This window comes from Phycisphaeraceae bacterium (assembly GCA_019636735.1).
Lineage (GTDB): Bacteria > Planctomycetota > Phycisphaerae > Phycisphaerales > SM1A02 > VGXK01.
This window is the reverse complement of record JAHBWY010000005.1, coordinates 130,904-155,486: the sequence shown is the minus strand read 5'-3', so window position 1 is coordinate 155,486 and position 24,583 is coordinate 130,904. Positions and strand designations below refer to the sequence as shown.

Genomic DNA, 24,583 nt, shown 5'->3' with positions numbered 1-24,583 from the left:
GGCGCGGCACGGCCATTCACGGCGCGCCTAGGCCGACACCGCTTCGCGCAGCACCTCGAAGAGTCGCGCCACGCGCAGCATCCGATGCTCTTCGAAGGCGGGTGCCTGGAGCTGGAGACCGACGGGCAGGGGGCGACCGTTGCGCTCGGCGAACCCGGCGGGCATGGACATGCCGCAGATCCCCGCGATGTTCGCATTCACGGTGTAGACATCGCAAAGGTACATCGACAGTGGATCGCTGCGCTCGCCGACCCGGAAGGCCGGTGTGGGACTCGTGGGACCGATGATCACATCGCAGCGGGCGAACGCCTCGTCGAACTCCCGCTTGATGAGGCGCCGCACGCGCAGTGCCCGGTTGTAGTACGCGTCGTAGTAGCCCGAACTCAGCACATAGGTGCCCAGCATGATGCGTCGCTGCACCTCGTCACCGAAACCCTCGGCGCGTGAGCGTGCGTAGAGATCGATGAGCTCATCACCCGGCCGCATCGCCGCCCGGTGGCCGTAGCGGATGCCGTCAAAGCGAGCGAGATTCGAACACGCCTCGGCGGGTGCGATCACATAGTAGGTGCTGACTCCGATGTCGGTGAGCGGCAGATCGACCGGCACGATCTCGGCGCCAGCGCTGCGGAAGCGCTCGATCGCGTCGGTGATGACGCGATTCACCTCGGGGTCGTTCGCGTCACTCATGTAGGCGCTGGGAAGACCGATGCGGAGCTTCGCCGGTGGTTCGTCGAGTCCGCGCGTGAAGTCCTCGGCGGGGTGATCGGCGCTCGTCGAGTCGCGCGGATCGATGCCCGTGATCGCCGTCAGCACGAGCGCGGCGTCGCGCACCGAGCGTGTGAAGGGCCCGATCTGGTCGAGGCTCGAACCGAACGCGACCAATCCGAAGCGGCTCACTCGTCCGTATGTGGGCTTCACACCCACACACCCGCAGAGCGCCGCGGGCTGGCGGATGCTTCCACCGGTGTCCGAACCCAGGGCGATCGCCGCGAGGTCCGCCGTGACGGCGGCGGCGCTGCCACCACTCGAACCGCCCGGAACTCGCTCGGGGTCCCATGGATTCCGCACCGGGCCCCACGCGCAGTGCTCGGTGGATGACCCCATCGCGAACTCATCGAGATTCGTCTTGCCGATCACGATGGCGCCCGCGGCATGGAGTCGCTCGACGACCGTCGCATCGAAGGGCGAGCGATAGTGCTCCAGCATCTTCGAACTGCATGTGGTTCGGCCGAGTCGCGTGGCGATGTTGTCCTTGATCGCCACCGGCACGCCGGCCAGCAGGCCCGGGTCGCCGCCATGCTCGAGGCGCTCGTCGATCTGTCGTGCGCGCTCAAGCGCTTCCTCGCGGAAGACCTCGTGGTAGGCATTCAGGACGGGGTTCGCGCTCTCGATGCGACGCAGGTGCGCTGCGACGATCGCCTCGGCGCTGGTTGAGCGACTTCGAATCGCGTCGCGGATGCTGGTCGCATCCGGCGCATCGGCCGAGGGCGGCGCAAAGTCGATCATGGGTCAGTCGCCCTCCGCGAGCACCCTGGGAACAGCAAGGAAGCGCCCCTCGGTGGCGGGTGCATTCATGAGAAGGTCATCGAGCGGCATCGGCGGAGCGATCTCATCCTCGGCCAGGCGATTGGAGGTTTCGAAGGGATAGGCCATCGGCTCGACGCCATCGACGGCGATGGCGTTCACCTTGGCCACATGTTCGAGGACGCCGGCAAGTTGCGTGCGATAGGCGTCGATGCGTTCCTTGGAGAGTTCCAAACGGGCCAGTCGGGCGACATGGGCCACGGCCTCGACAGAGAGCGGTTCACGCTGCATGGCGTCGAGTGTAGCCTTCACAAGGGCGTCGCCCGGCTTGCGACACCCTCCCGAGCGTGGGCGCGGAATGATCGAAGCCATCCGCCCCGTTCGTGCGAATGATTCCTTCCATGGCGCCTCCGCTCCTCACTCGGTCGAAGCTCACCGCCCTTGGTCTGGCGGCGGGCGTTCTGCTGGTGGGCGGCGCCATCTCGGCGATGCTCGTGGCGACCCGTTCCCGACCTGAGCAGAAGGGGCTCGACGCGATCGTGCCGCGCGCGGTGGTGATTCACCTCGACGCGATCGAGGTGCAGCCGAGCTTTCAGGGCTTTGGCGTCGCTGCCGCCTTCACCCGCGCCGATGTGCCCAGTCGAATCTCGTCGACGGTGCTTCATGTGCCCGACTCGATCCTCGCGGGAGCGCCGGTCTCCGCAGGTCAGGTGCTGGTCGAACTTGATCCGCAGGATGCGCTCAGGCAACTCGAATCGGCGACGCAGCAGATTGCCATGCTCGATGCCCAACTCCTGCAATTGGCCACCGAGGAGGCGTCGCTGGTCAAGCAGGTCGCGCTCGCGGAAGAGGACGCCGCACTCGCGAAGGCGGACCTCGATCGCGTGCGGTCGGCGAGCGACGCAGGCGCCGCACGGGAGCGTGAAGTCGATCGGGCCCGGCAGGCGGTGCTCGCGGCGGAGCGATCGACGGTCATCCTTCGGGAGCGCCTCGCGGCAATCCCGGCTCGCCGCGGGCTTCTCGAGGCGCAGCGCGGAGCGCAAGAGGCGCTGCGACTTCAAGCCGTGACTGATGTCGACCGCTGTCGCATCGAAAGTCCCGTCGGCGGCATCATCCAGCGTTTCGACCTCAAGCCTGGTGAGATGGTTCGAGCGGGCGATCTTGTCGCTCGTGTGATCGACTCGACGCGGATCGAGGTGCCGCTGCAACTTCCCGCAGGCGTCAGGCCTTTGGTGCGCGTGGGCGACGAGGTTGAGTTCCGGAGCACCGATCGACGGGAGATGAAGTGGCGCGCCGAGGTCTCGCGCATCGCCCCCGAGGACGATCAGCGCAACCGCACCTTTACCGTGTGGGCGGAGCGGGTGCAGGATCCCTTCGCCTTTGATGCGATTGCGCCGGGCATGTTCATCGAGGGCATCGTGACCAGTTCGCAGCGCGAGCGTCTCACGGTGGTGCCCCGTCGCGCGATTCGTGCGGATCGAGTCTTCATCGTCAACGATGGACGCGTGCAGCATGTCGACATCCAGGAAGCGTTCCCCGTCAGCGGACCGTTTCCCGGCGCCGAGGTCTCCGATCGGGAGTGGGTCGCCCTTCGCAGTGGACCGCCTCCCGGAAGCGTGGTGGTACTCGACGCCGCCCGGGTGCTTCCCGACGGAGGGCGCATCGAGGCGGTCGCCCCCTCGGCGGGTCGGCGCCCGGAGCCCGCGCCGTGAATGTCATTGGCTTCTTCGCGCGGCGCCCCGTGCCCGTCGGGTTGATGACCGCGACGCTGGTGATCGGCGGCCTCTGGTCGGCGCTGACCATTCGCCGCGAGTTCTTCCCCGAGCTTGAACCGGACATGGCGCGCGTCGCCATGCCCTATCCCGGGGCCACGCCCGAAGAGGTCGAGGAGTCGATTGCGCGCAAGGTCGAGGATGCCCTCGCGGACATCGAGGAAGTCGATCGCATCGAGACGACGGTCTTCGAGAACGGCGGCAGCGTCGTCATCAAGTTCATCGACGGTGCCGACCTGCGCAAGCGCGTCGATGACATCCGAAGTGCCATCGCGGCGCTTCAGGATCTTCCTGAAGAGGCCGACCGGATCACCGTCTCGGAGTTCGAACCGAACCTACCGGTGATCCAGCTCGCGCTCTCGGGCGAAGTGGGCGAAGAGGCCCTGAAGAGGGGCATGCGTCGGATCGCTGATGACCTTCGGGCGCTGCCGGGCATGGGGCAGGTGCGCGTCTCGGGCGTGCGCGACTACGAAATCCGCATTGATTGCGACCAAGGCAAGCTCATCCAGCATGGCATTCCCATCACGCGCGTAGCCGATGCGGTGAACGCGTGGATGCGAAAGATTCCCGGCGGCCGCATTCGCACGCCCGATGGCGATCTCAATGTGCGCACGATCGGTGCCGAGGAGCGGGCGGCGACGATTCAACAGATCGTCCTCAAGGCCGACCCTGACGGCAGCATGGTCCGCGTGGGCGATGTCGCGCGCGTGCGCGAGGACTTTGTCGACATCGACTACGACTATCGCTTCAACGGGCGGCCTGCGGCGGGGCTCATCGTCTTCAAGGTCGGGAACGAGGACGCGATCCGCATCGCCGAACTTGTCCGCGGCTATGTGGCTGGTCGCCGAGGCGAGCCGCTCACGGCCGGGTTTGGCGACTGGGCGCGCGGGAGCCCTCGAAGAATCGGCTACGAGGCCGGCCGCGCCGTGCAGGAGCCACTGCCCGGAGAGCTGACCACGCACAATGAACTCGCTCGCATCATCGAGGGGCGCCTCGAGCTGCTCACTCGTAATGCGCTCCAGGGTGCGGCGCTCGTCTTCATCTGCCTCATGCTGGGCATCCAGTGGCGCGCGGCCTTCTGGGTCATGGTCGGAATCGGCGTGGCCGTCGGCGGCACGCTTCTGGGCATGCAGCTCGCGAATGTGACCCTCAACCTGCTCACCATGTTCGGCCTGTTGGTGGTGCTCGGCATGCTGGCCGATGACGCCATCGTGGTGAGCGAGAACATCGAGCGCACCTATCGGGAAGGAGCCTCGCCCGAGGATGCCGCCGAACATGGAACGCGGCGAGTCTTCTGGCCGATCGTCGGCAGCGTCTCGACCACCATCGTCGCCTTCCTTCCGCTGGCGATGGTGAAGGGCCGCATCGGGGAGATGCTGGGAGCCCTGCCGTGGGTCGTGGCGATTGCGCTCGCCATGAGCGTGCTTGAGGCAACCACCATGCTTCCGCGGCACATGGCGTCGGGCCTTCAACACATGGCGGAAGGTCGTGGGGCGCGAATCGATCGTCTGCTCGGTCGCTGGACGCGCTGGCGTGAGTCGATCGGTTGGCCGCGGTTGATCGGCTTCTACGGGACGCTGGTCGAACAGTGCGTCCGCCACCGCTATGTCACCACCGCGGCGGCGATCGCGCTCTCGATGATCAGCCTCGCCATGGTCGCGGGAGGTCGAGTGACCTTCACCTTCCTGCCCGCCGACGACTCGGAGAACATGGTGGTCGACTTCCGCCTCCCCATGGGCTCGAGCATCGAGCAGACGCGCGCGTTCGCTCGCCGCGTGGAGATTGCAGCGCAGGGCCAGCCCGAAGTGAAGGCGGTCATCGCGCAGGTCGGCGTGCGCACGAACTTCGAGACTTCTCTCGCCGAAGATGCGGCGAGTCATGTGGGACAGATCTTTCTGGAGCTGACACCGGTTGAGTCGCGCGAGCGCCGCTCGAGCGAGGTGATCGACGCGATTCGCACGGCCCTCGGCAGCGTCGATGAGACGGAGTCATTCAGATTCACGGAGATCTCCGGCGGGCCGGGCGGCGCCGACATCACGCTGGAGGTGCGCAGCGAGGATTCCGGCGAGGTGCGCGCTGTCGCCGATGCCATCAAGCTGCGGCTCACCGCGTTCACCGGCGTTCAGGACATCGCCGATGACAGCTTCGCCTCGCAGCCCGAGCTGCGCGTCTCCATTCGGCCCGCGGCGGCGGCGCTGGGGTTCACTCCCGCCGAGGTCGCGCGTCAACTCCGCGGCTCACTCTTCGGATTGGACGCCCATGTCTATTCGGCGGAGCGCGAGGACATTGATGTCCGCGTCCGACTTGATGAGAACAGTCGGCGTCGCGCCGCGATGGTGCAGGACCTTTGGCTCATCAGCCCCACGGGTCAGCGCGTGCCTCTGAAGGAAATTGCCGAGGTGCGTCGCGCCACGGGATTTGCGGCCATTCGTCGCATCGATCGCGAGCGCACGGTGACCGTGACTGCGGATTGCATCACCGGCGTCAGCCCCGAGGAGATCATGCGTGAACTGCGGCCGCAGATCGCCGAGATCCTCGCCGCTCACCCCGAGGTGCGGGTGCGGGATGGTGGCCGCCAGAAGGACCTGAACGAAGCATTCTCGACGCTGCCATCAGCGGCGATGGCGGCGTTCGCGATGATCTATGTCATCCTCGCGTGGCTCTTCTCAAGCTATGTGCAGCCGTTCGCCGTCATGATGGCCATTCCCTTCGGCATCATCGGGGTGGTGTGGGGGCACCTCTTCCTCGGCTTCGATCTCACCTTCCTGAGCATCATCGGTTTCGTGGCGCTGGCGGGAGTCGTGGTGAACAACTCGCTGATCCTCGTCGACTTCGCGAACGCCGGGAGGCGCGACGGGCTCTCCCTTCAGGACGCGCTCATCCAGGCGGGACGCAAGCGCCTGCGACCGATTCTGCTGACGACGACCACAACGGTCCTCGGTCTTTCGCCGCTCATCCTCGAGACGAGCTTCCAGGCGCGGTTCCTCATCCCGATGGCCATCAGTCTCTGCGGCGGATTGATCAGTTCCGCCTTCCTGACGCTGCTGCTTCTTCCCGCGATTCTCATGATCTTCGATGACATCAGGAAACTTCCGGCGCGGCTGCTCGGCGTATCTTCTCCACCATGACGGAGCGAGCTCGCAAGGGACCCGTGGCCGGGATCGATCTCGGCGGCACGAACATGAATGTCGGCATCGTCGATGACCGGGGCAAGGTCATCGGGCGCTGCAAGCGCAAGACGAAGGCGGTGGATGGCAAGGAGTCGGTGATTGCGCGGCTGGTCGAAGCGATCGATCGTGCAACCTCCGAGGCGGGGCTTTCGCGCAGTCAACTCGCGGCCGTCGGCGTCGGGGCGCCGAGTGCGATCGACATGGCGCGGGGCGTGATGCTGAATGCGGGCAATCTCGGGTGGAAGAATGTGCCTCTGCGGGACATCCTCTCGAAGCGCCTCGCCCGGCCGGTGGTGGTGGACAACGATGTGAATGTGGCGGCGTGGGGCGAGCATGTGCATGGCGCAGGCCGCGGGCGCGGCGACATGCTCGCGGTGTGGGTGGGCACCGGCATCGGCGGCGGGCTTGTGCTGAACGGCAAGCTGTGGCGCGGACCGCTCTCGACGGCGGGAGAGATCGGCAACTCCATCCTGCTGCCGATCAACTCGCCCGGGCGGCGCAGTGTCGAGGAGCATTGCTCGCGCACGGCCATGGTCCGCGCCATGGAGACCTTGCTCGGCTTCTATCCGAACTCCATGCTGCACGAGTTCATTCAGTCGAAGAATGGGCGCGAACCGCTTGATCGCGCGATCGGTTCGAGCGTGATCGCCGAGTGCTATGCGAAGGGCGATGCGCTCGTCCGCCGCGTGGTCGATGGCGCCGCCGATCTCCTTGGCGTGGCGATTGCCAATGCCGTCACCTTGCTCTCGATTCCCACGGTGATCCTCGGGGGCGGCGTGACGGAAGCGCTTGGCAAGACTTGGATCGCGCGCGTGCGCGACTCCTTCGAAGAGCATGTCTTCCCCCAGTCGCTCCGGCAGGTGAACATGGTGGCAAGCACGCTCGAGGATGACGCGGGCATTCTCGGCGCCGCAATGCTCGCGCGCGATCCGGCGATGACGAAGGCGTAGGGCGCACGATGCAGCGCTCTTCAAGCGCTCAACGAAGGCGCGACGCAGGCGGGGCATCGCGCGGGGCGACGGAGACCGCGAGCCCGGGAACCAGGCGCTGCAACCTCGTTCGGTAGTGCGGCAGGAAGCCTCGCTCCGTCTCCGTGTGTCCGGCAAGTATGACATCGCAGCCCCGCGCGACGGCTTCGAGGCGCTCATGGTGCTTCATCTCGCCAGTCACGAAGAGCGTGCAGCCCAAGTCAATCGCGCGAGGAACGAGCGATCCCCCGGAGCCCGGGCAGAGGCCCACGCGCCGATGCTCGAGCCGGTTCGCTCGTGCGGACTTCGATCGGGTTCCAAGTCTCAGGCGTCGATGGTCGCCCGGGCGATCGGCTCGAATCACCTCGATGGCGGCGGGCGCCACGCGCAGGTGCCGAGCGAGTCGCATGCCGATCTCGTCGGTCGTGCGAGCGGTGGTCATCTCGAGCACTCGACCATGGCCCTCCCGCAACGAAGGTCGTGCGGCCAGCGAGAAGATCTCGATGGGCGGCTCTTCGTAGGGATGGGCTGCGCGCAGCGCGGCGATGACACCGGGCAAGGCCGCGGCCGATGAGACCATCTCCAGCCTCGACTCCTCGACGCGCTCGAGGCGCCCGCGCGACCCGACGCGCGGGTTGCTCGTGGCATCGCCTTCAAAGGAGCCCGTGCCGCGAACTTCGAACGCGCAGCGGGAGTACTCGCCGATTCGCCCGGCGCCCGCGAGGCTCATCGCATCGCGGATTCGATCGACAGCGGCCGATGGCGCCTTGGTCACAACCATGCGGCTCTCACCCGATGGCAAGGACTCCGCCGCTTCAATCGGCAGGAGCGCACCTTCGCCGACACCCAGCGAGAGCCAGTCGGTGACGCCATCGGCGACGGCATCAAGGGCGGTGTGTGGAGAGATCACCGCGGCGAGCGATCGCGCGGCGCGCAGGATCAAGGCGCCGCGCGGATCAGGCCCGGCCACTCGGCGAAGCGGCTCGAAGATGGGCGGGTGATAGGCGATCACGGCCGTCTCACTTCCTCTGGTGGCCGCGGCATCGCCGATGACGGCCTCGGTCAGGTCGATGGTGAGGACCACCTTCCGCACGGGGGAGCGAGGATCGCCAATGAGGAGTCCCACATTGTCCCACTCCGCCGCAAGACGGAGGGGACTGATGCGTTGGACGGCTTCAAGCAGCGAAGCGACAGTTCCAGCGCCCCGTGCCACGGTTCGCTTCCTTCGGATCGGCATGGGCGCGATGGTACCGATCGGAGCGCCGCCCGCGTGGTCGTGGTAGCGTCATGTCTGCGGTCTCGGGTCCGCAGGCCACGGAACGAAGCAGTCGTCTTGGAACCACTCGACGAGGTCGATCTTGCCGCCTGCGTGGCCGGAGATGGCGCCGCGTGGGATCTCTTCGTCCATGCCGCCGCTCCGCTGGTGGTGGCTGTCATTCGTCGCGCATGCAGAGGTCGAGCGGACGAGGTCGAGGACCTCGCCCAGGAAGTCTTCGTGCGCCTGCTGCGGGACGACGCGCGGCTCCTGAGAGCCTTCGATCCGGCGCGAGCGAGGCTCTCCTCCTACCTCGTCGTCATTGCTCGAAGCGTGGCCATCGAGAAGCTCCGCCGCAAGCGTCTGCCGATGGCTGGCGGCGAAGTGGAGGGCTGCGCGGACTCGATCGCCGCAGCGCGGGACACGGTTGAGCGCGATGCGACCGAGGAAGTGTCGCGCCTGCCCCTTGACGCGCTCTCCGAGCAGCAGCGCCGGGTTCTCGAGCTGATGCACCGGGAGGGGTGCTCGGTGCCGGAAGTCGCCCGACGCCTCGGGGTTGCCGAACAGACGGTTCGCAGTGCCCATCACAAGGCCGTTTCCCGGCTGCGCAGGCTTCTGGGGGTCGATGGGGAGTCCCGGAATCCCGCGAGTGATCCCGGACCCGGGGATGTTTAGTCCCATGCACGCATACCTGAGAACGGAGTCCCCATGAGGAGTCGCCCCAAGTCAATGCACAGCCCGCAGCCACCAATCGGATGCCCCCATCCGATCGAACTGGCGGCCTTCTGTGATGGCACGCTCGAACAGGAGCGGGCCGGCGCGGTGGCGCTTCATGTGGCGGAGTGCTCCATGTGCGGCGCCATTCTCACCGGTGGCGCGGCATGGGAGTTGGAAGATGATCGAAGCAACGCGCTCCACCCGGCGTCCGTCGAGGAGCGGGCGCTGGTGGAGCGCGTGGCGCGGCGTGCGCAGGCGCTGATGGCGCCGGAGTCGCTGCCGTTCACGGTGAGCGCAGCCGCGCGATCGTCCCCGGCTGCGGGCCGACGGTCGCGGAGCGCATGGAACGCGATTGCGGCGGCAGCATCCCTCGCAGCGGCGGTGGTCGGCTGGCAAGTCGCGCCGCTCCTCGCGGGCCGCGCGACGGTTGCGCCTGGTGACTTCGTCGCCAGGTCGGTCACGGGGAACATCGACGCAGATGAATCAATGCAGGTGGCTGGCACCGTCGGTCAGGAATCGAATCGCGCGGTGAGCACCGACGATTCGATGGACATCGCCGCGGTGCTGGTGACCTTCGGTCTCTTCGAGGAACTCGACGCCTTCGAGTTCTTCGGGTCGGGTGAGTCAAGGAGCGAATCATGAGTGCAGTGCATGGTGGTCGTGAGCGGCGGGATCGACTTCTCGCCGTCTCGGTGGTCTTCAATCTTGCGGTCCTGTTTGGCGTCGCTTATGCGAGCCAGGATGGCGTCGGCGGGCCGGCTGATCCTGGCGCACGGGCACCCGGCGAGCGAGCTCGCGGCGACGGTCGCCCTCCGCGTGAGGGTGGGCCGTGGCGTGGCGAGGGCGAGCGCCCGGTCCGCGCGTGGATGGAGCGTCGAGCGGCGCAGGCTCGCGGCGCGGATGGTGATGATGGCGAGCGCCGCGGTCGGCGCGGGCCCGATGGTCCCGGCGGTCCAGCGGGTCCAGGTGGGCCCGGCGGAGTGCGCGGTCCCGGCGGTCCGGGCGGCTCCGGCGCAGGATTCATGGCGGGCCCCGGCGGCGGCGGTCCCCTGATGGGCATTGAGCGCGTCGCCGAACGCCTCGACCTGAACGAGACGCAGCGCCAGCAGCTCAAGCAGATTCACGACGACCGTATCGCCCAGATGCAGTCGATCGACGAGCGATCGCGCGAGGCCCGTCGAGCCATGTTCGAAGCGCTCACCTCGGGGGAGGCGAGCGGAGCCAAGCTGCGTGAGCTCGCTGAGAAGGAACTCAGTGTCGAGCGTGAGCGCCGCATGGCGCAGATCGACCTCTTCGAGCGATTCCGAACGATCCTCACGCCGGAGCAGCGCGTTCAGCTGCGCGATGAGATGCGACGGTTCACGCCCCCGGGTGGCCCTCGGCCCGCGCGTGGCGAGGGCGACGATTCCCGACCCGAGCGCGGGCCTCGTGGCGATCGCGATGGTGATCCGCGGCCCGAGCGCGGTCCGCGCGGTGAGCGGGGCGGCCGACCGGCGCCTCCGCCAGTGGATTGATCCAACGGGGGCCCCGCGGGTTCAATGAACACCCGATCGAGCGTGGCGCCAGGGAGCGTGTCCCGGCGCCACGCTCGTTTTCATCGGGCGCGCGTTCACGGCGCACCGCCAGGGAACAGTCTCGCGCGACTTCCGTCAGAGCACTTCGGCGGCGAGGCTCGCCAGCTCGCTGCGCTCCGTCCGACTCATCGTCACATGGCCCGCAATGCGCTGGCCCTTCATGCGCTCGATGAGATGGGAGAGTCCGTTGCTTGCGGCATCGAGGTAGGGGTTGTCGATCTGCCCGATGTCACCGGCGAGCACAATCTTGGTGCCCTCGCCAACGCGGCTCACGATCGTCTTCACTTCATGCGGCGAGAGGTTCTGCGCCTCATCCACGATCATGAACTGGTGGGGAATGCTGCGACCTCGGATGTAGGTCAGTGGCTCCATGACCAGCTTGCCGCCGGCGACAAGCTGATCCATGCGCTGCTCCGCCGTGCGACTGTCGGCATCCGTACCGCCGCCACCGCGCGTCGAGAGGAGGTAGGCCACATTGTCGAAGACCGGCTGCATCCAGAGGGAGAGCTTCTCATCCTTGTCGCCGGGCAGGTAGCCGATGTCGCGCCCGAGCGGCATGATGGGCCGCGCCACCAGCAGCTTGTCGAACCGTTCTTCTCTGAACACCTTCTGCATGCCTGCGGCGATCGCGAGCAGCGTCTTGCCCGTGCCGGCGGGACCGATCAATGAAACGAGCTTGACCTCGTCATCGAGCAGGAGGTCGAGCACCATCGTCTGCTGGACATTCCGCGCCATCACGCCGTAGACCGGCTTACGCGGACCCGTCACGGGAATGACATGACCGGTGTCGGCCAGCACGCGCGCGAGCCCGGAATGGCCCTCGTCGTTGGCGTCGCGCAGCACCAGGTACTGGTTCGGCACGAGATCACTCGCCGCCTGATCGTGACCATCGGGCGTCTTGATCGCGAGATCGCCGAACCGATCGACCGGAAGCTGCCGCTCGTCATAGAGCTCATCGATGAGATCGCCCGGCGCCGTGATCGTCGCGTACCCGGAGTAGAGCCAGTCGGCATCGACGCGATCGGCCTCGAAGTCCTCGCTGGCGATGCCGAGCGCGTCGCACTTCACCCGGGCGTTGATGTCCTTCGAGATGAAGATGGTCCGCTTGCCTTCGGCGTGAAGCTGATGCGCGACCCCGAGGATGCGGTTGTCTGCGACATCGAGGTCAAGCGCGAAGGGCGTGTTGCGGTCGCAGCGATCGATCCGCACGGAGCCACCCTGTTCGTTCCACACCACGCCTTCGAAGAGGCGTCCGATCGAGCGAAGCTTGTCGAGCGAGCGGATCACCGATCGCGCGTTCCGCCCCGTTTCGTCGTTGTTCTTCTTGAAGGAGTCGAGTTCCTCGATCACCTGGAGCGGAATGACGACCTCATGCTCCTCGAACTTGAAGATAGAACTCGGGTTGTGGAGAAGCACATTGGTGTCGAGCACGAAGTGCTTCCGGGTCGCCTGAAACTGGCTGGAGATGGGTTGCGGCTGGGTTCGGGACGGGTCCTGATGCGTGCTCTTCAAGTTGAAGCCCCTCTGTCCGCGTGCGGGACCGGCTCCGCCAGTCCTCTCGATCACTCTATCGGCAAGGTGGGTTGCCCTGGCGTCGATTCCCCGTTCACGGGGTGTGAATCACTCGAGTCTTGCGTTCAACGCGCCCGTTGCAAGGCCCGACCGGAAGAGGAAGGAACCAAGGCTCACTGAGACGATAAAATGCCGGTTCACCGATTCCGAACATTCACCGGAGGTCATGACATGACGGCCCTTCAGTCCTCGAACCCCATCCTCGCCAACGAGAGCCTCTTCGGCGCGCTCCAGGAGGCGCAGCCGGCGCCGCAGACGGCGACCGTCAGCGGAGTCATCAACAAGACGACCGCGCTCGTGCTGGCCGCCGTGGTTGCTGGTGCTGGTGGCTACTCCCTGGCCGTCAATCCGGCCATGGTCACCATTCTGTGGGCCGTGTCGGGGATCACCGCGCTGGTGCTCTTCTTCACCATGCGGCGGGCGGTCACGATCAAGCCGCCGGTGGCATTCATCTACGCGATCACACAGGGTGCGTTTCTGGGTGCCCTGAGCCGTGGCCTCGAGGGCATTCTCGCGTCGCAGGGCATTCAGATGGCTGGTGGAAGCCTGGCGCTTCAGGCATTCGTCGTCACGGCGGGCATGGTGGTCACGATGCTGGTGCTCTATCGCGCCCGCATCATCCGGCCCACGGCGATGTTCCAGTCGATCATCACCTCGCTCGTTGCCGGCATTGCGGTCGTCTACCTGATCACCATCGTGCTGTCGCTCTTCGGCGTCGCGATGCCGTTCATCTCGATCAACTCCGCGCTTCAGGGTGGATCGGCGGCGTACATCGGGCTTGGCCTCAACGCGGCGATCCTGATCATCGCGGCGCTGACGCTCATCATGGACTTCGGCCAGATCGAGGCGGCGGTCGATTCGCGGGCGCCGTCGAGCGTCGAGTGGTACCTCGCGTTCGGCCTGACCGTCTCGATGGTGTGGATCTTCTTCGAGGCACTGAAGCTCGCCTTCAGGCTCGCGCTGATCTTCGGAAACCGCCGCTGAAGTGACCTGAGGGCCGTTCCGCAGGATGGTGATGGCCCGCGAGGGCGGGGGCTTTCGCGTGGCGCGGGATTCCGCTGTCAGCGTCCGCCGGTCATGCCGACCAGTTGCCGCGCCTTCTGGAGCGCATCATCGCCCAGGTCGGCGCAGGCATCGGCGCCGACGCACTTCCAGAGATTCGAGACCTCGCGGAAGGGTGCGCCACCGACCATGATCGGCACCTCCGCCGTCACGGGATTGCGGCGGACTTCGTCGATCAGCTCCGCCAATGCCCGAAGACTCAAAAAGGTCTGTGAGCAGAGGACGAGCAGGTCAAATGCGGCGCGGTCGGGTCCCTCGAGCGTTGAGATGATTGCGTCGTTCGGGGTGGATGCGCCGAGAAACTCCACGCGCCACCCATCGAGTTCGAAGAGATCGGCCGCCATCTGGAGCCCGAAATCATGGAGATCGCCCGCCGGGTTTGCCGCGAGGATGCGCTTGCCGTTCCACGGTCGCGGGCGGGCGTCAGCGCGAAGACGCGCAATCACGCGCCGGGAGGCCGAGGTCGAGAAGTGCTCATCGGCGACGGTGACTTCCGAACGATGCCACATGCGACCGACTTCGCGCAGGGCGGGCCCGATGACTTCGGTGTAGATGTCATCCAGTCGAACACCCTCTCGGCGCAGTTCAAGAACGCCGGCGGTGGCCGCCTCGGGCTCGCGCTCGAGCAGGGCGAGCAGGTAGCGGCGCGAATCATCAGCGCGCGCTTCATCGACATCGGCCATGGCCGCGTCCTCATCCTCGTCGCCCGGGTTGGATGCGCCTGAACGAGATGGCTTGCGTGCCTGCATGTGCTGCCGCAGATCCTCTTCGGCGCTGGCCAGTGCGGCTGCCGCGCGAGAGCCCGCCGCGGCTGGCAGCACCCCTTCGATCGCGCCGCGCAAGGCCGCGAGGCTGTGAATCAAGTCGGTCTCGGGAACGCCGCGCGCTTCAAAGCCCTTCCGAGACCAGCGCGCGGCGTGCACCACGATCTCCGGGCAGTCGATGGCAACCGCCTGGGCGAGTTGGGCCACGCGCATGTCGGTATCGCAGAGCCACAGCTTCCGTGCCTGCGCGCCATAGCGAACCTCAAGCGAGGGATCCTCGGCGAACATGGCATCGACCGCCCAGTCGGTGACCGTCCGTGCGACGGCCAGCAGGGCATCGGCGGCGTCGCGATGGGCTGGCAACACAGGCATGATTTCGCCGCACGATCATGCCATGGATTCGGCGAAGTTGGGTAAGGAGGCTCCCAAGGCGCTGGAAAACCCCGGTCCTGGGCTGCGGTAACCGATGCGGTCCTTGCGCTCGACGCTCGGGAGACGCGCCGATCCTGCCGATGAGTTACCGTTCGGCCCGACGGTCGCGCCCCAGCCGGACCCTCCGAATTGTCCAGCGCGCATCGCCCAGGCCAGGATCGGCCACCCCACCATGCCCCGCAACATCCCCGTCGGCAATGGAGAGATGCTCGTCGCCTTCGACGACCTCTATCGCATTCGAGACCTCTACTGGCCCCATGTCGGTGTGCCCAATCACACCTGCGGACACCTGCAACGGTTCGGAGTCTGGGTGGACGGTCACTTCGCTTGGGTCGATTCGCCCGGCTGGGAGCGGGACCTCCGATACAAGCGAGACACGCTCATCACCGAGGTGCGGCTTCGCAACGAGCGACTCGGCGTGGAACTGATCTGCCACGACGCAGTCGACTACTGGAGTCCCGTCTACTTCCGCAAGGTCTCGGTGACCGATCTCTTCGGCCGTCCGAGAGATGTTCGAGTCTTCTTCCATCAGGACATCTCGGTCGGCGAGAGCCCCGTGGGCGACACGGTCAACTACGACCCCAATACCGGCGGACTGGTCCACTACAAGGACGACACCTACTTTCTCTTCAACGGATGCAGCACGCGCACCTGGGGCGTCGACACCTGGGCCACCGGCCAGAAGCGCATCGGCGAAGCGGAGGGAACATGGCGCGACGCCGAAGACGGTCTTCTGTCGCGCAACGCGATCGCCCAGGGGTCGGTGGACAGCACACTCGGCTTCTCGCTGACGCTGGCACCGGGTGGAACGGGCACGGTCGTCTACTGGATCGCCGCGGCGCGCGACTACGAAGTGCTGAAGCAGCTCAACGCGAAGGTGCGCTTCAAGACGGCGCAGCGCATGATGGACCGCACCGAGGCGTACTGGAAGCTGTGGGCCTGCAAGGAGCCCGTCGACTTCTCGCCCTTGCCGACACATCTGCGCGATCTCTTCGTGCGATCGTCGCTGGTGGTTCGAACGCAGATCGACAACGGTGGAGCCATCATCGCGGCCAATGACTACGACATCACGCACTTCGCCGGAGACACCTACAGCTACATGTGGCCGCGCGACGGGGCGCTGGTCGCACACGCGCTGGTGCTGGCGGGCCAGAGCGAACTGAGTCGGAACTTCTTTCAGTTCTGCCGGAAGGTCGTCGAGCCCGACGGTTACTTTCTGCACAAGTACAACCCCACTGGCACCTTCGCCTCGAGCTGGCACCCGTGGGTGATCGATGGCCGCAAGACCCTGCCCATCCAGCAGGATGAGACGAGCCTCGTGGTCTGGGCGCTGCGGCGCCACTTCGATGTCTTCCGCGATGTGGAGTTCATCAAGGAGCTCTACAACCCGCTGGTCGTCGACCCCGCCGTCTGGATCATGAGCTATCGCGATCACAACGGCCTGCCGAAGCCGAGCTGGGACCTGTGGGAGGAGCGGCGCGGCGTGCACCTCTTCACGGTCGCGGCGACCATCGGGGCGCTCCGGGCCGCCAGCCGTTTCGCCCACGACATGGGAGCCCTCGATCGTGCGGCGGCCTTCGGCGAAGGGGCTGAGCACATGCGGACCGCGATGATCCGCCACATGTGGGATGGTTCGCGCGGACGCTTTGCGCGCACCGCGATGCCCACCGACGACGGGGGCTACCACCTCGATTTCACGCTCGATTCGAGTGCGGTGGCGCTCTTCCTCTTCGGAGCACTCCCGCCCGATGACCCGCGCGTCGAGAGCCACATGCGGCAGTTGCGCGACCGACTCTGGGTGCGCACCGAGATCGGCGGCATCGCTCGCTACGAGGCCGACCCCTATCACCGGGTCGAGCATCACAACACCGAAGAAGTCCCCGGAAATCCATGGATCGTCTGCACCCTCTGGTATGCGCTCTGGCTCATCCAGAAGGCGCGATCACTCGATGAACTGCGCGAAGCCCTGCCGTATCTTGAGTGGACGAACGATCGCGCGACGGCGGGCGGAATCCTGCCGGAGCAGAATCATCCCTATCACGGCACGCCCATCTCCGTGAGTCCGCTCACCTGGAGCCACGCGACCTACATGACCACCGTGATGAAGTACCTCGAGAAGCACCGACGCCTCTCCGTGGCGCAGGGTGGATCGGTGGAGATCGAACTCGAACACGAGGCCTGACGCGGCGGATAGACTTATCCGCCCACGAACCTCGTTACGGAGACGACCATGTCAAGCCCCTTCAGCAATCATGACGCCCTCGAGGAACGACGCACCGGGTTCGAGGAGGGCTACTTCCGGGACAAGGACGCCCGGCTCGTCGCCAAACTCAAGACGGTCTTCGACGCCAAGCACACGAAAGAGGAACTCCGAAAGGCCACCGGGGTCACCGACGAAGCCGCGCTTGATCGCCTGGTCACAGTCATCGACAGGAAGGAGCTGCTGACCGCCTTCAAGCTCTACCCGCTGGTGGAGATCGCGTGGGCTGACGGCAAGGTCGAGCCCAAGGAGGCCGAGGCCGTCGAGCGCATCGCCGTCGAGGCAGGCGTTCCCCGCGACAGCCCGGCGTTCGACCGGCTGCGGGATTGGATCCGCAACGGTCCGACGCAGAATGCTCGATCGGTGTGGAAGCTCTACGCCTCGCAGCTTCGAAAGACGCTGTCGGCGGAGGAACTCCATACCTTCCGCGAAGACCTCCTCAAGTTCGCCAACCGGGTGGCCGAGGCGGCGGGTGGTTTCTTCGGGATCTTCGGCAACACGAGCGCCGCCGAGCAGGCCATCATCGAGGAGATTCAGAAGGCGCTGTCGGTCGAATAGAGCGGCTCCGATCGGCCATCGCAGGTCCGAACTGACGCGAGACGCATGCGCGGGAGCGCGTGCACTCTGCGGCATGGAACCCCGCGGTGCGGCCTCGGATGAAGGCTCCAGGGAGGCACGAATGGCATGTGGCGCGTTTGGCCCGCGGCACTCTCACCCACTCGCTTCGGATGAAGGCTCCGGGGCGGTTTGGAAGCTGTGTGGGTAGAACGCGAGTGGCCGAACACAAGTCTCAGGTTGTCGGGCCAGCCTGCCTCAAGCCGATAGAAGGAGACATGCCCGCGGACCTCGACGCCATCCTGAAGCTGGAAGTGCCCGTGATTGTCCAGATCGGTCGTCGGCCCATGTCGGTGGCCGAAGTGATGCGCCTCTCCCACGGATCCATCGTGGAGTTGCCCAAGCGGTCCGACGAGGATCTGGAGATCCTCGTCAGCAATCGCGTCATCGGCCACGGCGAAGTGGTGAAGGTTGGCGAGAACTTCGGCATTCGCGTGCGCCGCACGGCGCAGATCGAGGAGCGCGTCGAGGCGCTCGGCCCACCCGCGGCGGAACTCAACCCGTGAAGCGGGCGAAGACCATCGAGGTGTTGTGGCCGCCGAAACCGAATGAGTTGTTGATCCCGTAGTCGACCCGCTTCGGCTTGGCCTGGTTCGGAACGAAGTCGAGGTTGAAACCCTCATCGGGGTTGTCGAGATTGATGGTCGGGGGCAGCACTTCCCGCTGGATGGCGAGGATGGTGGCGACGCTTTCGATGCCGCCGGCGGCCCCCAGGGTGTGACCCGTCACGCTCTTCGTGCTCGAGACGGAGAGCTTTGACGCGTGCGCGCCGAAGACGCCCTTGATCGCCGCGACCTCGGCAGCATCGCCAAGAGGCGTACTGGTGCCGTGGGCGTTGATGTACCCGACCTCCTCCGGGTTGATTTGCGCGTCGCGCATGGCGAACTCCATCGCCTTCGCGGCACCCATGCCCTGTTCATCGGGGGCAGCGATGTGGATGGCATCTCCAGAACTTCCGAAGCCGACGAGCTCCGCGTAGATCTTCGCGCCGCGCGCCTTGGCGTGCTCGAGGTCCTCGAGGATCAGCACCGCGGCGCCTTCCGCCAGCACGAAGCCATCTCGATCGCGATCGAACGGACGCGAGGCTCGCTGCGGATCGTCGTTGCGCGTCGAGAGGGCGCGCATGGCGTTGAAAGCTGAGACGCAGATAGGGGTCACCGCGCCCTCGGCACCGCCGGCGAACATGAGGTCCGCATCGCCCCGCTGAATGAGGTGATACGCCGCCCCGATCGAGTGAGATCCGGTGGCGCACGCCGTCGCCGTGGCGATGTTCGCCCCGCGCAGATTGAAGCGGATGCTCACATTGCCCGCACAGGCGTTGACCATGAGCCGGGGAACCACGAAGGGACTCACCTTGCGCGGACCCGTCTGGAGCAGCTTCAGGTGGTGTGTCTCGATCGTCTCGATGCCGCCGACACCCGAGCCGATGGCGACGCCGCGTCGATAGGGATCGCCGGCGTTGAAGTCGTAGCCGCAATCGGCTGCCGCCTCGATGGCTGCCGCCAGTCCCAGCAGGCAGAAGCGATCCATGCGCTTCGACTCGCGCACATCGATGACCTTGGTCGGATCCCAGTCGCGAACTTCGCCGGCGAAACGGACACCCCACTCCTCGCCTTGCTCGAAGTACGAGATGGGGCCGATCCCGGAGCGCCCCTCGATCATCGACGCCCACATCGATGGGACATCGTGGCCGATATCAGTCACCACGCCGAGCCCGGTGACGACAACGCGTCGAAGCTGAATGGTCCTCATTGGGAAGGTCAGGCCGGCCGGCGCAGCGGGGGTTGAAAGGGCAGGGAATCGGAGGCGCAATCAGGGGCAGGAACCGCCCGCGAACGGCCGTGGCGCTCCGCCCCTAGGCCCCCGGGTTCAGGCCTTGCTGTCCTTGTCGTTGTAATGCTTGGCGATGTAGTCAATCGCTTGTCCGACCGTGAGGATCTTCTCAGCCTCGGTGTCGGGGATCTGCGTGTCGAACTGATCCTCGAACTCCATGACGAGTTCGACGGTGTCGAGACTGTCAGCGTTGAGGTCGTTCGTGAAGCTCGTGTCGCGCGTGACCTGGCTGCGGTCCACACCCATCTGCTCCACGACGATGTTAATGACCTTCTCTTCGATTTCCTTTTCGGTCACGAGGGACCTCCTCAATGGGTTCATTGAAAACAGGGCGGCAATATAGCGGGAGCCCGGCGGGGCCGCCACCATCCGCACGCGATCACATGGCCATTCCGCCGTCGACGACAAGAACCTGGCCGGTCATGTATCCGGCCTCGTCCGAGCAAAGGAAGGAGACCGTGGCGGCGATCTCCTGCGAGGTCCCGAAGCGCCGCATTGGGATCTGCGGCAGGACGGCATCTCGGATGGCCGTGCCGAGCGCCCCGGTCATGTCCGTCTCGATGAACCCGGGGGCGATGACATTCGCCGTGACATTCTTGCTGGCGAACTCCCGGGCGATGCTCTTGGTGAGTCCGATGAGACCCGCCTTCGACGCGGCGTAGTTCGCCTGCCCGGCGTTCCCCATGATGCCCGATACGCTGCCGATGTTCACGATCCGCCCGAACTTGCCGCGCATCATCGACCGAGTCGCTGCGCGGCAGGCCACGAATGCGCTCGTGAGATTGACGCGAAGGACATCGGCCCAGTCTTCGTCGCTCATGCGGAGGATCAAGCCATCGCGCGTGATGCCCGCGTTGTTCACCAGAATGTCGAGCCGTCCGAACTCGCTGACGACGCCTTCGATGAGCGAAGTCAGCGCATCCCCGTCGCCGACATCGCATGCCTTCGGGTGAAAGGAGCCACCGCCGGAGGAGCCCTTCGCCGCCTCTTCGGCCACGGGGGCAAGCGCGTCGAGTGTGCGGGCGACGCCCACCACACGGCGCCCCTCCTTCACGGCGCGAAGAGCGATGGCTCGTCCGATTCCCCGGCTTGCGCCGGTCACGATAGCTACACGATGGTCGATAGCGTCCTCTTCTCAGTCGGGCGCGCGTGCGCAGTGCGATGGGCGAGTGGTCGGGCGATCAGCCGCCCGGAGAGGGCGGACGCGGGGCGGGCACGCCGGGGCGCGGCGGGCGCTTGCCGGGCGCGTCGGGATCTCGCGTGGGCGGAGCGCCGCCAGCAGGGGCGTCGCCTCCCTCGCTTCCCTCTTCATCGCCGGTCGAGTAGTTGATGGTGGGCCACTTGATCTCCTCGTCGGGCTTCAGGGCCTCGTCCATCTTCTCCTTCAGCACCTGCGCCCACTGCCGAATGCGCGGCGCTGCCTTGGTGCCGGTCAGACGCATGAGAATGTCCGGCGGAGCGGGCACGGCGTCGAAGGTCGCCTTGCCGTTCTCGTCAAGTGTGAATGTCCAGAGCTGGGGCTCGATGCGGCTGCCGCTCTGAATGAGGGCGAAGACCGCATCAGAGGTCTCGAAGCCGAGCTGGAAGGTTCCGCAGCCGAGCAGCACACGCGTGACGGCGCCGGCGGCACTCTGAAACTGACCTGACTGGACGAGCTGAGCCAGAACCTGCTGGTCGGCGCTGGCGAGCATCGGCCGGAGGCGGTCATCCGATCCACGGACCATCGCGTCGAAGAATTGCAGGACGGCGACGAGCTTCTGAGTTCCGCGCTCAGGGTCCTGCTCATCGACCGGGATTTCATCCGGGGCAATGGTGATGCGCGGATCGATGTTGTATTTCGCGAAGAGATCGGTCGGCGTTGGCTGTGGAGGCGGTGGCGGGGGCGCCTCGTCCTGCACAACGACAGGTGGCGGCTCCTCCTTCTTCTTGCACCCACTCGTGAAGAGGATGCCGCCGATGGCAAGGCCTGCGCCAACCAGAAGAGCCAGGTCAGGCCGTGGCTCTCTCTGTCCGCTTCGCTTGGCTGTGCTGGTCATGCTGGTCATGCTGGTCATGGGTGATCACCTCAGTGCTCCGATCAATGCGTCGCATGAGCCCCTTCAGCACGGAGCCGGGGGCGAGTTCATGGAAGGCCGCACCGCCATCGGCCGCCATGGCGGCCACCAGGTCCGTGCACCCTTGACTCCATCGTACCGGCGAGACGAGCTGGGAGACGAGGAGTTCCTTGATGGACGAGGGGGAGTCCCGATCGTGTCGATGGCCGGTGACATTGCTCCAGACATCGCAGGAGGGCCGTCGGACCTCGATATCTTTGAGGGCTCGGGCCAGTCCCTCCGCCGCTGGGGCCATGAGCGGGCTGTGGAAGGCTCCCGCCACCTTGAGACGGCTGGCACGAAGTCCCATGTCCGAGGCCGCCTTCTCGGCGCGATCGCACGCGGTGGCATGACCCGAGAGCACCACCTGTCCGGGGGCATTGAAATTCGCGCTGACGAGCACTTCGCCTTCGGCGGCCTTCGCGCAGACCTCGCTCGCCTGCGCCTCATCGGCGCCGATGAGCGCCACCATGCCGCCGTTACTGCGCTCCGCGGCGGCCTGCATCAGGCGCCCGCGCTCAGCGACCAGTCGAAGGCCATCTTCGAAGGTGATGGCGCCGGCGATCGCGAGGGCGGTGTACTCACCAAGGCTCAGCCCTGCGGCCGCTGCGAGAGGCTCGCTCAAGCCATCTTCGCGCATCGCATGCCAGCAGGCGATGCCGCAGGTGTAGAGCGCAGGCTGGCTGACATCGGTCCGGTCGAGTTCCGAAGCGGGCCCCTCTACGCAGAAGGCGCTCAGGCTCCGCATGCCCGACCACGACGGCAACGCGCTGACGATGGCATCGGCCTCGTTGAAGACGCGAGCGGCCGCCGGAGACCCCTGACGCCAGGAGTGTCCCATGCCGACGGTCTGAGCCCCCTGTCCCGGACAGAGCACGACGATGCGCTTCGAACTCATGATCTGATCTCCTCGGTGTCGGGCGCCCGCAAAGGCCCGGCGCCGACGATCACACTACACCTTCCAGACACTGCTCGCCCAGGTGAGCCCGCCGCCGAACGCGACGAGCACCATGGGCTGGCCCTGCGGGATCTTGCCCGCGCGCCAGAGCTCATCGAGGCAGAGTCCCACGCTGCCGGCGCTCGAGTTCCCGTAGCGATCGATGTTGACATGCACCTTCTCGGGAGGCAGCGAGAGCTTCTCGATCGATGCGTCGATGATGCGGCGATTGGACTGATGACAGATGAACTGACTGACCTCGGAGGGCGTCAGGCTGGTCGAACGAAGCGCGTCCTCGATGATCTCGCGGAACTTGTTGACCGCGAACTTGAAGACCTCCCGGCCATGCATGCGCAGGTAGCCGAGGCGAATGGGATTGTCCTCTTCGCCCGGCGGAACTTCCTGCATGCGGCGCGGCATGTAAAGCTGTCTCCAGTCAGAACCGTCCGCGCCGAGCGTCTGGTGAATGCACCCTCGACCCGGGTCGGGGTCGGCCTCGAGCATGGCGGCTCCCGCCGCGTCACCGAAGAGAATGCTCACCGAGCGATCGGTGTAGTCGACCACCGTGCTCATCGCATCGCAGCCGACCACGCCCACGCGTCGATAGCGGCCTGACCGGATCAGCGAATCGGCGACATTGATGGCGTAGACGAAGCCGCTGCACGCGGCGACGAGGTCGAAGGCGCCGGTTCCCGTTGCGCCGACCTCTCCGGCGATGCGACAGGAGATACTCGGGCAGGTCATCTCCTGTGTGCAACTGGCGCAGATGAGGAGATCAAGCGACGCCGGGTCCCACTGCGCCGCATCGAGCGCCTTGCGCACGGCGTCCCGCGCCAGTGTGAAGGTGCCTTCCTTCGTGGGATCGCTGATGCGACGCGAGGAGATCCCCGTGCGCTGGAAGATCCACTCGTCGCTTGTGTCGAGGATCTTCTCGAGATCCCTGTTGGTCAGTTCAGTTGAAGGGACGGCCGAGCCGGTGGCGACCAGGCGAACGCCGATGGGGCGGGAGGTCGCGGGAGCGCTCATGCCTCGACCAGTCGTGCGAGCCGTCGGCTCATGGCTTCGTTGACGCCCGTTTCAACGAAGGTCCTGGCGCGGACGATGGCGTTGGTGATGGTCCGGGCCACGCTCGAACCGTGCGAGATCAGGCAGACTCCATTCACGCCGAGCAGCGGGGCACCGCCGTACTCGTGATAGTCATGCTTGGCGTAGAGGCTCTTGACCACCGGCTCAAGACGCGAGGCGAGCTCGGGGTCGATCTCAAGGACCTCCCGCGCGAGCGCCTTGAAGATGCCGGAGGAGAGTCCTTCCGCAAGCTTGATCATGACATTGCCGACCACACCGTCGGTGATGACCACATCGGCCTCACCGTCGAAGACGCCACGGCCTTCGACGAATCCGACAAAGTTGAGATCGGGCTGCGCCCGCAGCAGATCGCGCGCTTCGCGCATGTCGTCGGTGCCCTTCTGCTCTTCGCCGCCGACATTCATGATGGCCACTCGAGGCTGGGCGACGCCGAGGACCTGGCGGGCATAGACATCGCCCATGACGCCGTACTGTGCCAGGTGCGAGGGCTTCGGCTCGATGTTCGCGCCGACATCGATCAGCACCACGGCCCCGGCGAAAGTCGGCACCGTGACAGCAATCCCCGGTCGAATCACATTGGGCAGGCGACGCATGTGCATCTGCGCCGCGCTGACCATGGCGCCGGTGTTGCCGGCGGAGACGACCGCGTCCAGCCGATCGTTCTCCTTCGGGCTGGCCATGCGCGCCATGACGACGATCGAGGCGTCCTTCTTGGTGCGGATCGCCTCGACCGGCGAGTCATCCATGCCGATGACCTCGCTCGTGTGCACGACCTGCACGCGGCGATCGGTGATGCCGCGCTCGGCGAGCGTTTCCCGAATGGTCGTGCCATCGCCGATGAGAACAAGCTCGTCCTCTTCCGGAAGAAGTGGAAGTGCGGCGAAGCAGCCCTTGAGGATTTGGTCAGGGGCGTTGTCCCCGCCCATGACATCAACGCCGAGGCGCATGG

Annotated in this window: 22 protein-coding genes; 10 read left to right on the top strand and 12 right to left on the bottom strand. The window is 66.1% G+C overall.

Annotation, left to right across the window (positions count from 1 at the left end; translation table 11 throughout):
- Positions 1 to 27: 27 nt before the first annotated feature.
- Together gatA and gatC are read right to left on the bottom strand one after the other, a co-directional pair.
- The gene (gene gatA, locus KF724_08665) at positions 28 to 1,506 is read right to left on the bottom strand and encodes an Asp-tRNA(Asn)/Glu-tRNA(Gln) amidotransferase subunit GatA (protein ID MBX3355757.1); all 1,479 of its coding nucleotides are present in this window, start codon (positions 1,504 to 1,506) and stop codon (positions 28 to 30) included.
- 3 nt (positions 1,507 to 1,509) lie between these two features.
- The gene (gatC, locus tag KF724_08660; GenBank protein MBX3355756.1) at positions 1,510 to 1,815 is read right to left on the bottom strand and encodes an Asp-tRNA(Asn)/Glu-tRNA(Gln) amidotransferase subunit GatC; all 306 of its coding nucleotides are present in this window, start codon (positions 1,813 to 1,815) and stop codon (positions 1,510 to 1,512) included.
- A 110-nt stretch (positions 1,816 to 1,925) separates the two neighbouring features.
- On the opposite strand from gatC, the gene KF724_08655 reads away from it, so the two are divergent.
- The 3 genes from KF724_08655 to KF724_08645 are packed head-to-tail and all read left to right on the top strand — an operon-like array spanning position 1,926 to position 7,416.
- Complete coding sequence (locus tag KF724_08655) at positions 1,926 to 3,236, top strand: HlyD family efflux transporter periplasmic adaptor subunit (GenBank protein ID MBX3355755.1); 1,311 nt, start codon at positions 1,926 to 1,928, stop codon at positions 3,234 to 3,236.
- Positions 3,233 to 6,424 (top strand): efflux RND transporter permease subunit, encoded by a 3,192-nt coding sequence (locus KF724_08650; GenBank protein ID MBX3355754.1) that lies wholly within the window; start codon positions 3,233 to 3,235, stop codon positions 6,422 to 6,424. The genes KF724_08655 and KF724_08650 overlap by 4 nt, the downstream gene beginning before the upstream one ends.
- A complete protein-coding gene (locus tag KF724_08645; GenBank protein ID MBX3355753.1) occupies positions 6,421 to 7,416 on the top strand; it encodes an ROK family protein in 996 nt (331 codons plus the stop codon). Before KF724_08650 ends, KF724_08645 begins: the two co-directional genes overlap by 4 nt.
- A 28-nt stretch (positions 7,417 to 7,444) precedes the next feature.
- Here the strand turns inward: KF724_08645 and KF724_08640 are convergent, their stop codons facing one another.
- Positions 7,445 to 8,671: a Nif3-like dinuclear metal center hexameric protein gene (locus KF724_08640; GenBank protein ID MBX3355752.1), complete on the bottom strand. Its 1,227-nt coding sequence runs from the start codon at positions 8,669 to 8,671 to the stop codon at positions 7,445 to 7,447.
- Positions 8,672 to 8,767: 96 nt separating this feature from the next.
- On the opposite strand from KF724_08640, the gene KF724_08635 reads away from it, so the two are divergent.
- Genes KF724_08635 through KF724_08625 form a run of 3 tightly spaced genes read left to right on the top strand, consistent with a single transcriptional unit; the run spans position 8,768 to position 10,920 of the window.
- Complete coding sequence (locus KF724_08635; protein MBX3355751.1) at positions 8,768 to 9,364, top strand: sigma-70 family RNA polymerase sigma factor; 597 nt, start codon at positions 8,768 to 8,770, stop codon at positions 9,362 to 9,364.
- A 33-nt stretch (positions 9,365 to 9,397) separates the two neighbouring features.
- A complete protein-coding gene (locus KF724_08630; protein ID MBX3355750.1) occupies positions 9,398 to 10,048 on the top strand; it encodes a hypothetical protein in 651 nt (216 codons plus the stop codon).
- Positions 10,045 to 10,920: a Spy/CpxP family protein refolding chaperone gene (locus KF724_08625; GenBank protein ID MBX3355749.1), complete on the top strand. Its 876-nt coding sequence runs from the start codon at positions 10,045 to 10,047 to the stop codon at positions 10,918 to 10,920. The genes KF724_08630 and KF724_08625 overlap by 4 nt, the downstream gene beginning before the upstream one ends.
- A 135-nt stretch (positions 10,921 to 11,055) precedes the next feature.
- Here KF724_08625 and KF724_08620 read toward each other — a convergent pair whose 3' ends face one another.
- On the bottom strand, positions 11,056 to 12,447 hold the full coding sequence (locus KF724_08620) for a PhoH family protein (GenBank protein ID MBX3355748.1): 1,392 nt from the start codon (positions 12,445 to 12,447) through the stop codon (positions 11,056 to 11,058).
- A gap of 276 nt (positions 12,448 to 12,723) precedes the next feature.
- Here KF724_08620 and KF724_08615 point away from each other — a divergent pair, with 276 nt between their 5' ends.
- Complete coding sequence (locus KF724_08615) at positions 12,724 to 13,536, top strand: Bax inhibitor-1/YccA family protein (GenBank protein ID MBX3355747.1); 813 nt, start codon at positions 12,724 to 12,726, stop codon at positions 13,534 to 13,536.
- 77 nt (positions 13,537 to 13,613) lie between these two features.
- Here KF724_08615 and KF724_08610 read toward each other — a convergent pair whose 3' ends face one another.
- Complete coding sequence (locus tag KF724_08610; GenBank protein ID MBX3355746.1) at positions 13,614 to 14,750, bottom strand: B12-binding domain-containing protein; 1,137 nt, start codon at positions 14,748 to 14,750, stop codon at positions 13,614 to 13,616.
- A gap of 232 nt (positions 14,751 to 14,982) precedes the next feature.
- On the opposite strand from KF724_08610, the gene KF724_08605 reads away from it, so the two are divergent.
- The 3 genes from KF724_08605 to KF724_08595 all read left to right on the top strand — a co-directional run bounded on the left by KF724_08605 (position 14,983) and on the right by KF724_08595 (position 18,191).
- Positions 14,983 to 16,992: a glycoside hydrolase family 15 protein gene (locus KF724_08605; protein ID MBX3355745.1), complete on the top strand. Its 2,010-nt coding sequence runs from the start codon at positions 14,983 to 14,985 to the stop codon at positions 16,990 to 16,992.
- A 48-nt stretch (positions 16,993 to 17,040) separates the two neighbouring features.
- Positions 17,041 to 17,628, top strand: coding sequence for a TerB family tellurite resistance protein (locus KF724_08600; GenBank protein ID MBX3355744.1), 588 nt, complete (start codon positions 17,041 to 17,043; stop codon positions 17,626 to 17,628).
- Between the two features lie 275 nt (positions 17,629 to 17,903).
- A complete protein-coding gene (locus tag KF724_08595) occupies positions 17,904 to 18,191 on the top strand; it encodes a FliM/FliN family flagellar motor switch protein (GenBank protein MBX3355743.1) in 288 nt (95 codons plus the stop codon).
- Here the strand turns inward: KF724_08595 and fabF are convergent.
- The 7 genes from fabF to plsX form a co-directional block, all read right to left on the bottom strand.
- A complete protein-coding gene (fabF, locus tag KF724_08590) occupies positions 18,181 to 19,428 on the bottom strand; it encodes a beta-ketoacyl-ACP synthase II (protein ID MBX3355742.1) in 1,248 nt (415 codons plus the stop codon). The two genes, KF724_08595 and fabF, sit on opposite strands and share 11 nt — an antisense overlap.
- A gap of 126 nt (positions 19,429 to 19,554) precedes the next feature.
- On the bottom strand, positions 19,555 to 19,839 hold the full coding sequence (acpP, locus tag KF724_08585; GenBank protein ID MBX3355741.1) for an acyl carrier protein: 285 nt from the start codon (positions 19,837 to 19,839) through the stop codon (positions 19,555 to 19,557).
- A gap of 58 nt (positions 19,840 to 19,897) precedes the next feature.
- Positions 19,898 to 20,641 carry a 3-oxoacyl-[acyl-carrier-protein] reductase gene (fabG, locus tag KF724_08580; protein MBX3355740.1) on the bottom strand — a complete coding sequence of 248 codons (744 nt, stop codon included), beginning with the start codon at positions 20,639 to 20,641 and terminating at the stop codon, positions 19,898 to 19,900.
- Between the two features lie 58 nt (positions 20,642 to 20,699).
- The gene (locus KF724_08575; protein ID MBX3355739.1) at positions 20,700 to 21,554 is read right to left on the bottom strand and encodes a hypothetical protein; all 855 of its coding nucleotides are present in this window, start codon (positions 21,552 to 21,554) and stop codon (positions 20,700 to 20,702) included.
- Positions 21,508 to 22,509 carry an ACP S-malonyltransferase gene (locus tag KF724_08570; protein MBX3355738.1) on the bottom strand — a complete coding sequence of 334 codons (1,002 nt, stop codon included), beginning with the start codon at positions 22,507 to 22,509 and terminating at the stop codon, positions 21,508 to 21,510. Before KF724_08570 ends, KF724_08575 begins: the two co-directional genes overlap by 47 nt.
- A gap of 54 nt (positions 22,510 to 22,563) precedes the next feature.
- On the bottom strand, positions 22,564 to 23,574 hold the full coding sequence (locus tag KF724_08565; GenBank protein MBX3355737.1) for a ketoacyl-ACP synthase III: 1,011 nt from the start codon (positions 23,572 to 23,574) through the stop codon (positions 22,564 to 22,566).
- Entirely contained in the window at positions 23,571 to 24,581 is a 1,011-nt protein-coding gene (plsX, locus tag KF724_08560; protein MBX3355736.1) for a phosphate acyltransferase PlsX, read from the bottom strand. The genes KF724_08565 and plsX overlap by 4 nt, the downstream gene beginning before the upstream one ends.
- Between the last annotated feature and the right edge of the window lie 2 nt (positions 24,582 to 24,583).

Excerpts from the sequence above, each read along its gene's own strand:
- acpP (MBX3355741.1), bottom strand. The coding sequence starts at position 19,839 with ATGAACCCATTGAGGAGGTCCCTCGTGACCGAAAAGGAAATCGAAGAG.
- KF724_08605 (MBX3355745.1), top strand. The coding sequence starts at position 14,983 with ATGCCCCGCAACATCCCCGTCGGCAATGGAGAGATGCTCGTCGCCTTC.
- KF724_08625 (MBX3355749.1), top strand. The coding sequence starts at position 10,045 with ATGAGTGCAGTGCATGGTGGTCGTGAGCGGCGGGATCGACTTCTCGCC.
- gatC (MBX3355756.1), bottom strand. The coding sequence starts at position 1,815 with ATGCAGCGTGAACCGCTCTCTGTCGAGGCCGTGGCCCATGTCGCCCGA.
- plsX (MBX3355736.1), bottom strand. The coding sequence starts at position 24,581 with ATGCGCCTCGGCGTTGATGTCATGGGCGGGGACAACGCCCCTGACCAA.
- KF724_08630 (MBX3355750.1), top strand. The coding sequence starts at position 9,398 with ATGAGGAGTCGCCCCAAGTCAATGCACAGCCCGCAGCCACCAATCGGA.
- KF724_08655 (MBX3355755.1), top strand. The coding sequence starts at position 1,926 with ATGGCGCCTCCGCTCCTCACTCGGTCGAAGCTCACCGCCCTTGGTCTG.
- KF724_08565 (MBX3355737.1), bottom strand. The coding sequence starts at position 23,574 with ATGAGCGCTCCCGCGACCTCCCGCCCCATCGGCGTTCGCCTGGTCGCC.
- KF724_08575 (MBX3355739.1), bottom strand. The coding sequence starts at position 21,554 with ATGACCAGCACAGCCAAGCGAAGCGGACAGAGAGAGCCACGGCCTGAC.
- KF724_08645 (MBX3355753.1), top strand. The coding sequence starts at position 6,421 with ATGACGGAGCGAGCTCGCAAGGGACCCGTGGCCGGGATCGATCTCGGC.
- gatA (MBX3355757.1), bottom strand. The coding sequence starts at position 1,506 with ATGATCGACTTTGCGCCGCCCTCGGCCGATGCGCCGGATGCGACCAGC.
- KF724_08610 (MBX3355746.1), bottom strand. The coding sequence starts at position 14,750 with ATGCCTGTGTTGCCAGCCCATCGCGACGCCGCCGATGCCCTGCTGGCC.
- KF724_08600 (MBX3355744.1), top strand. The coding sequence starts at position 17,041 with ATGTCAAGCCCCTTCAGCAATCATGACGCCCTCGAGGAACGACGCACC.
- KF724_08640 (MBX3355752.1), bottom strand. The coding sequence starts at position 8,671 with ATGCCGATCCGAAGGAAGCGAACCGTGGCACGGGGCGCTGGAACTGTC.
- KF724_08570 (MBX3355738.1), bottom strand. The coding sequence starts at position 22,509 with ATGAGTTCGAAGCGCATCGTCGTGCTCTGTCCGGGACAGGGGGCTCAG.
- KF724_08595 (MBX3355743.1), top strand. The coding sequence starts at position 17,904 with ATGCCCGCGGACCTCGACGCCATCCTGAAGCTGGAAGTGCCCGTGATT.
- KF724_08615 (MBX3355747.1), top strand. The coding sequence starts at position 12,724 with ATGACGGCCCTTCAGTCCTCGAACCCCATCCTCGCCAACGAGAGCCTC.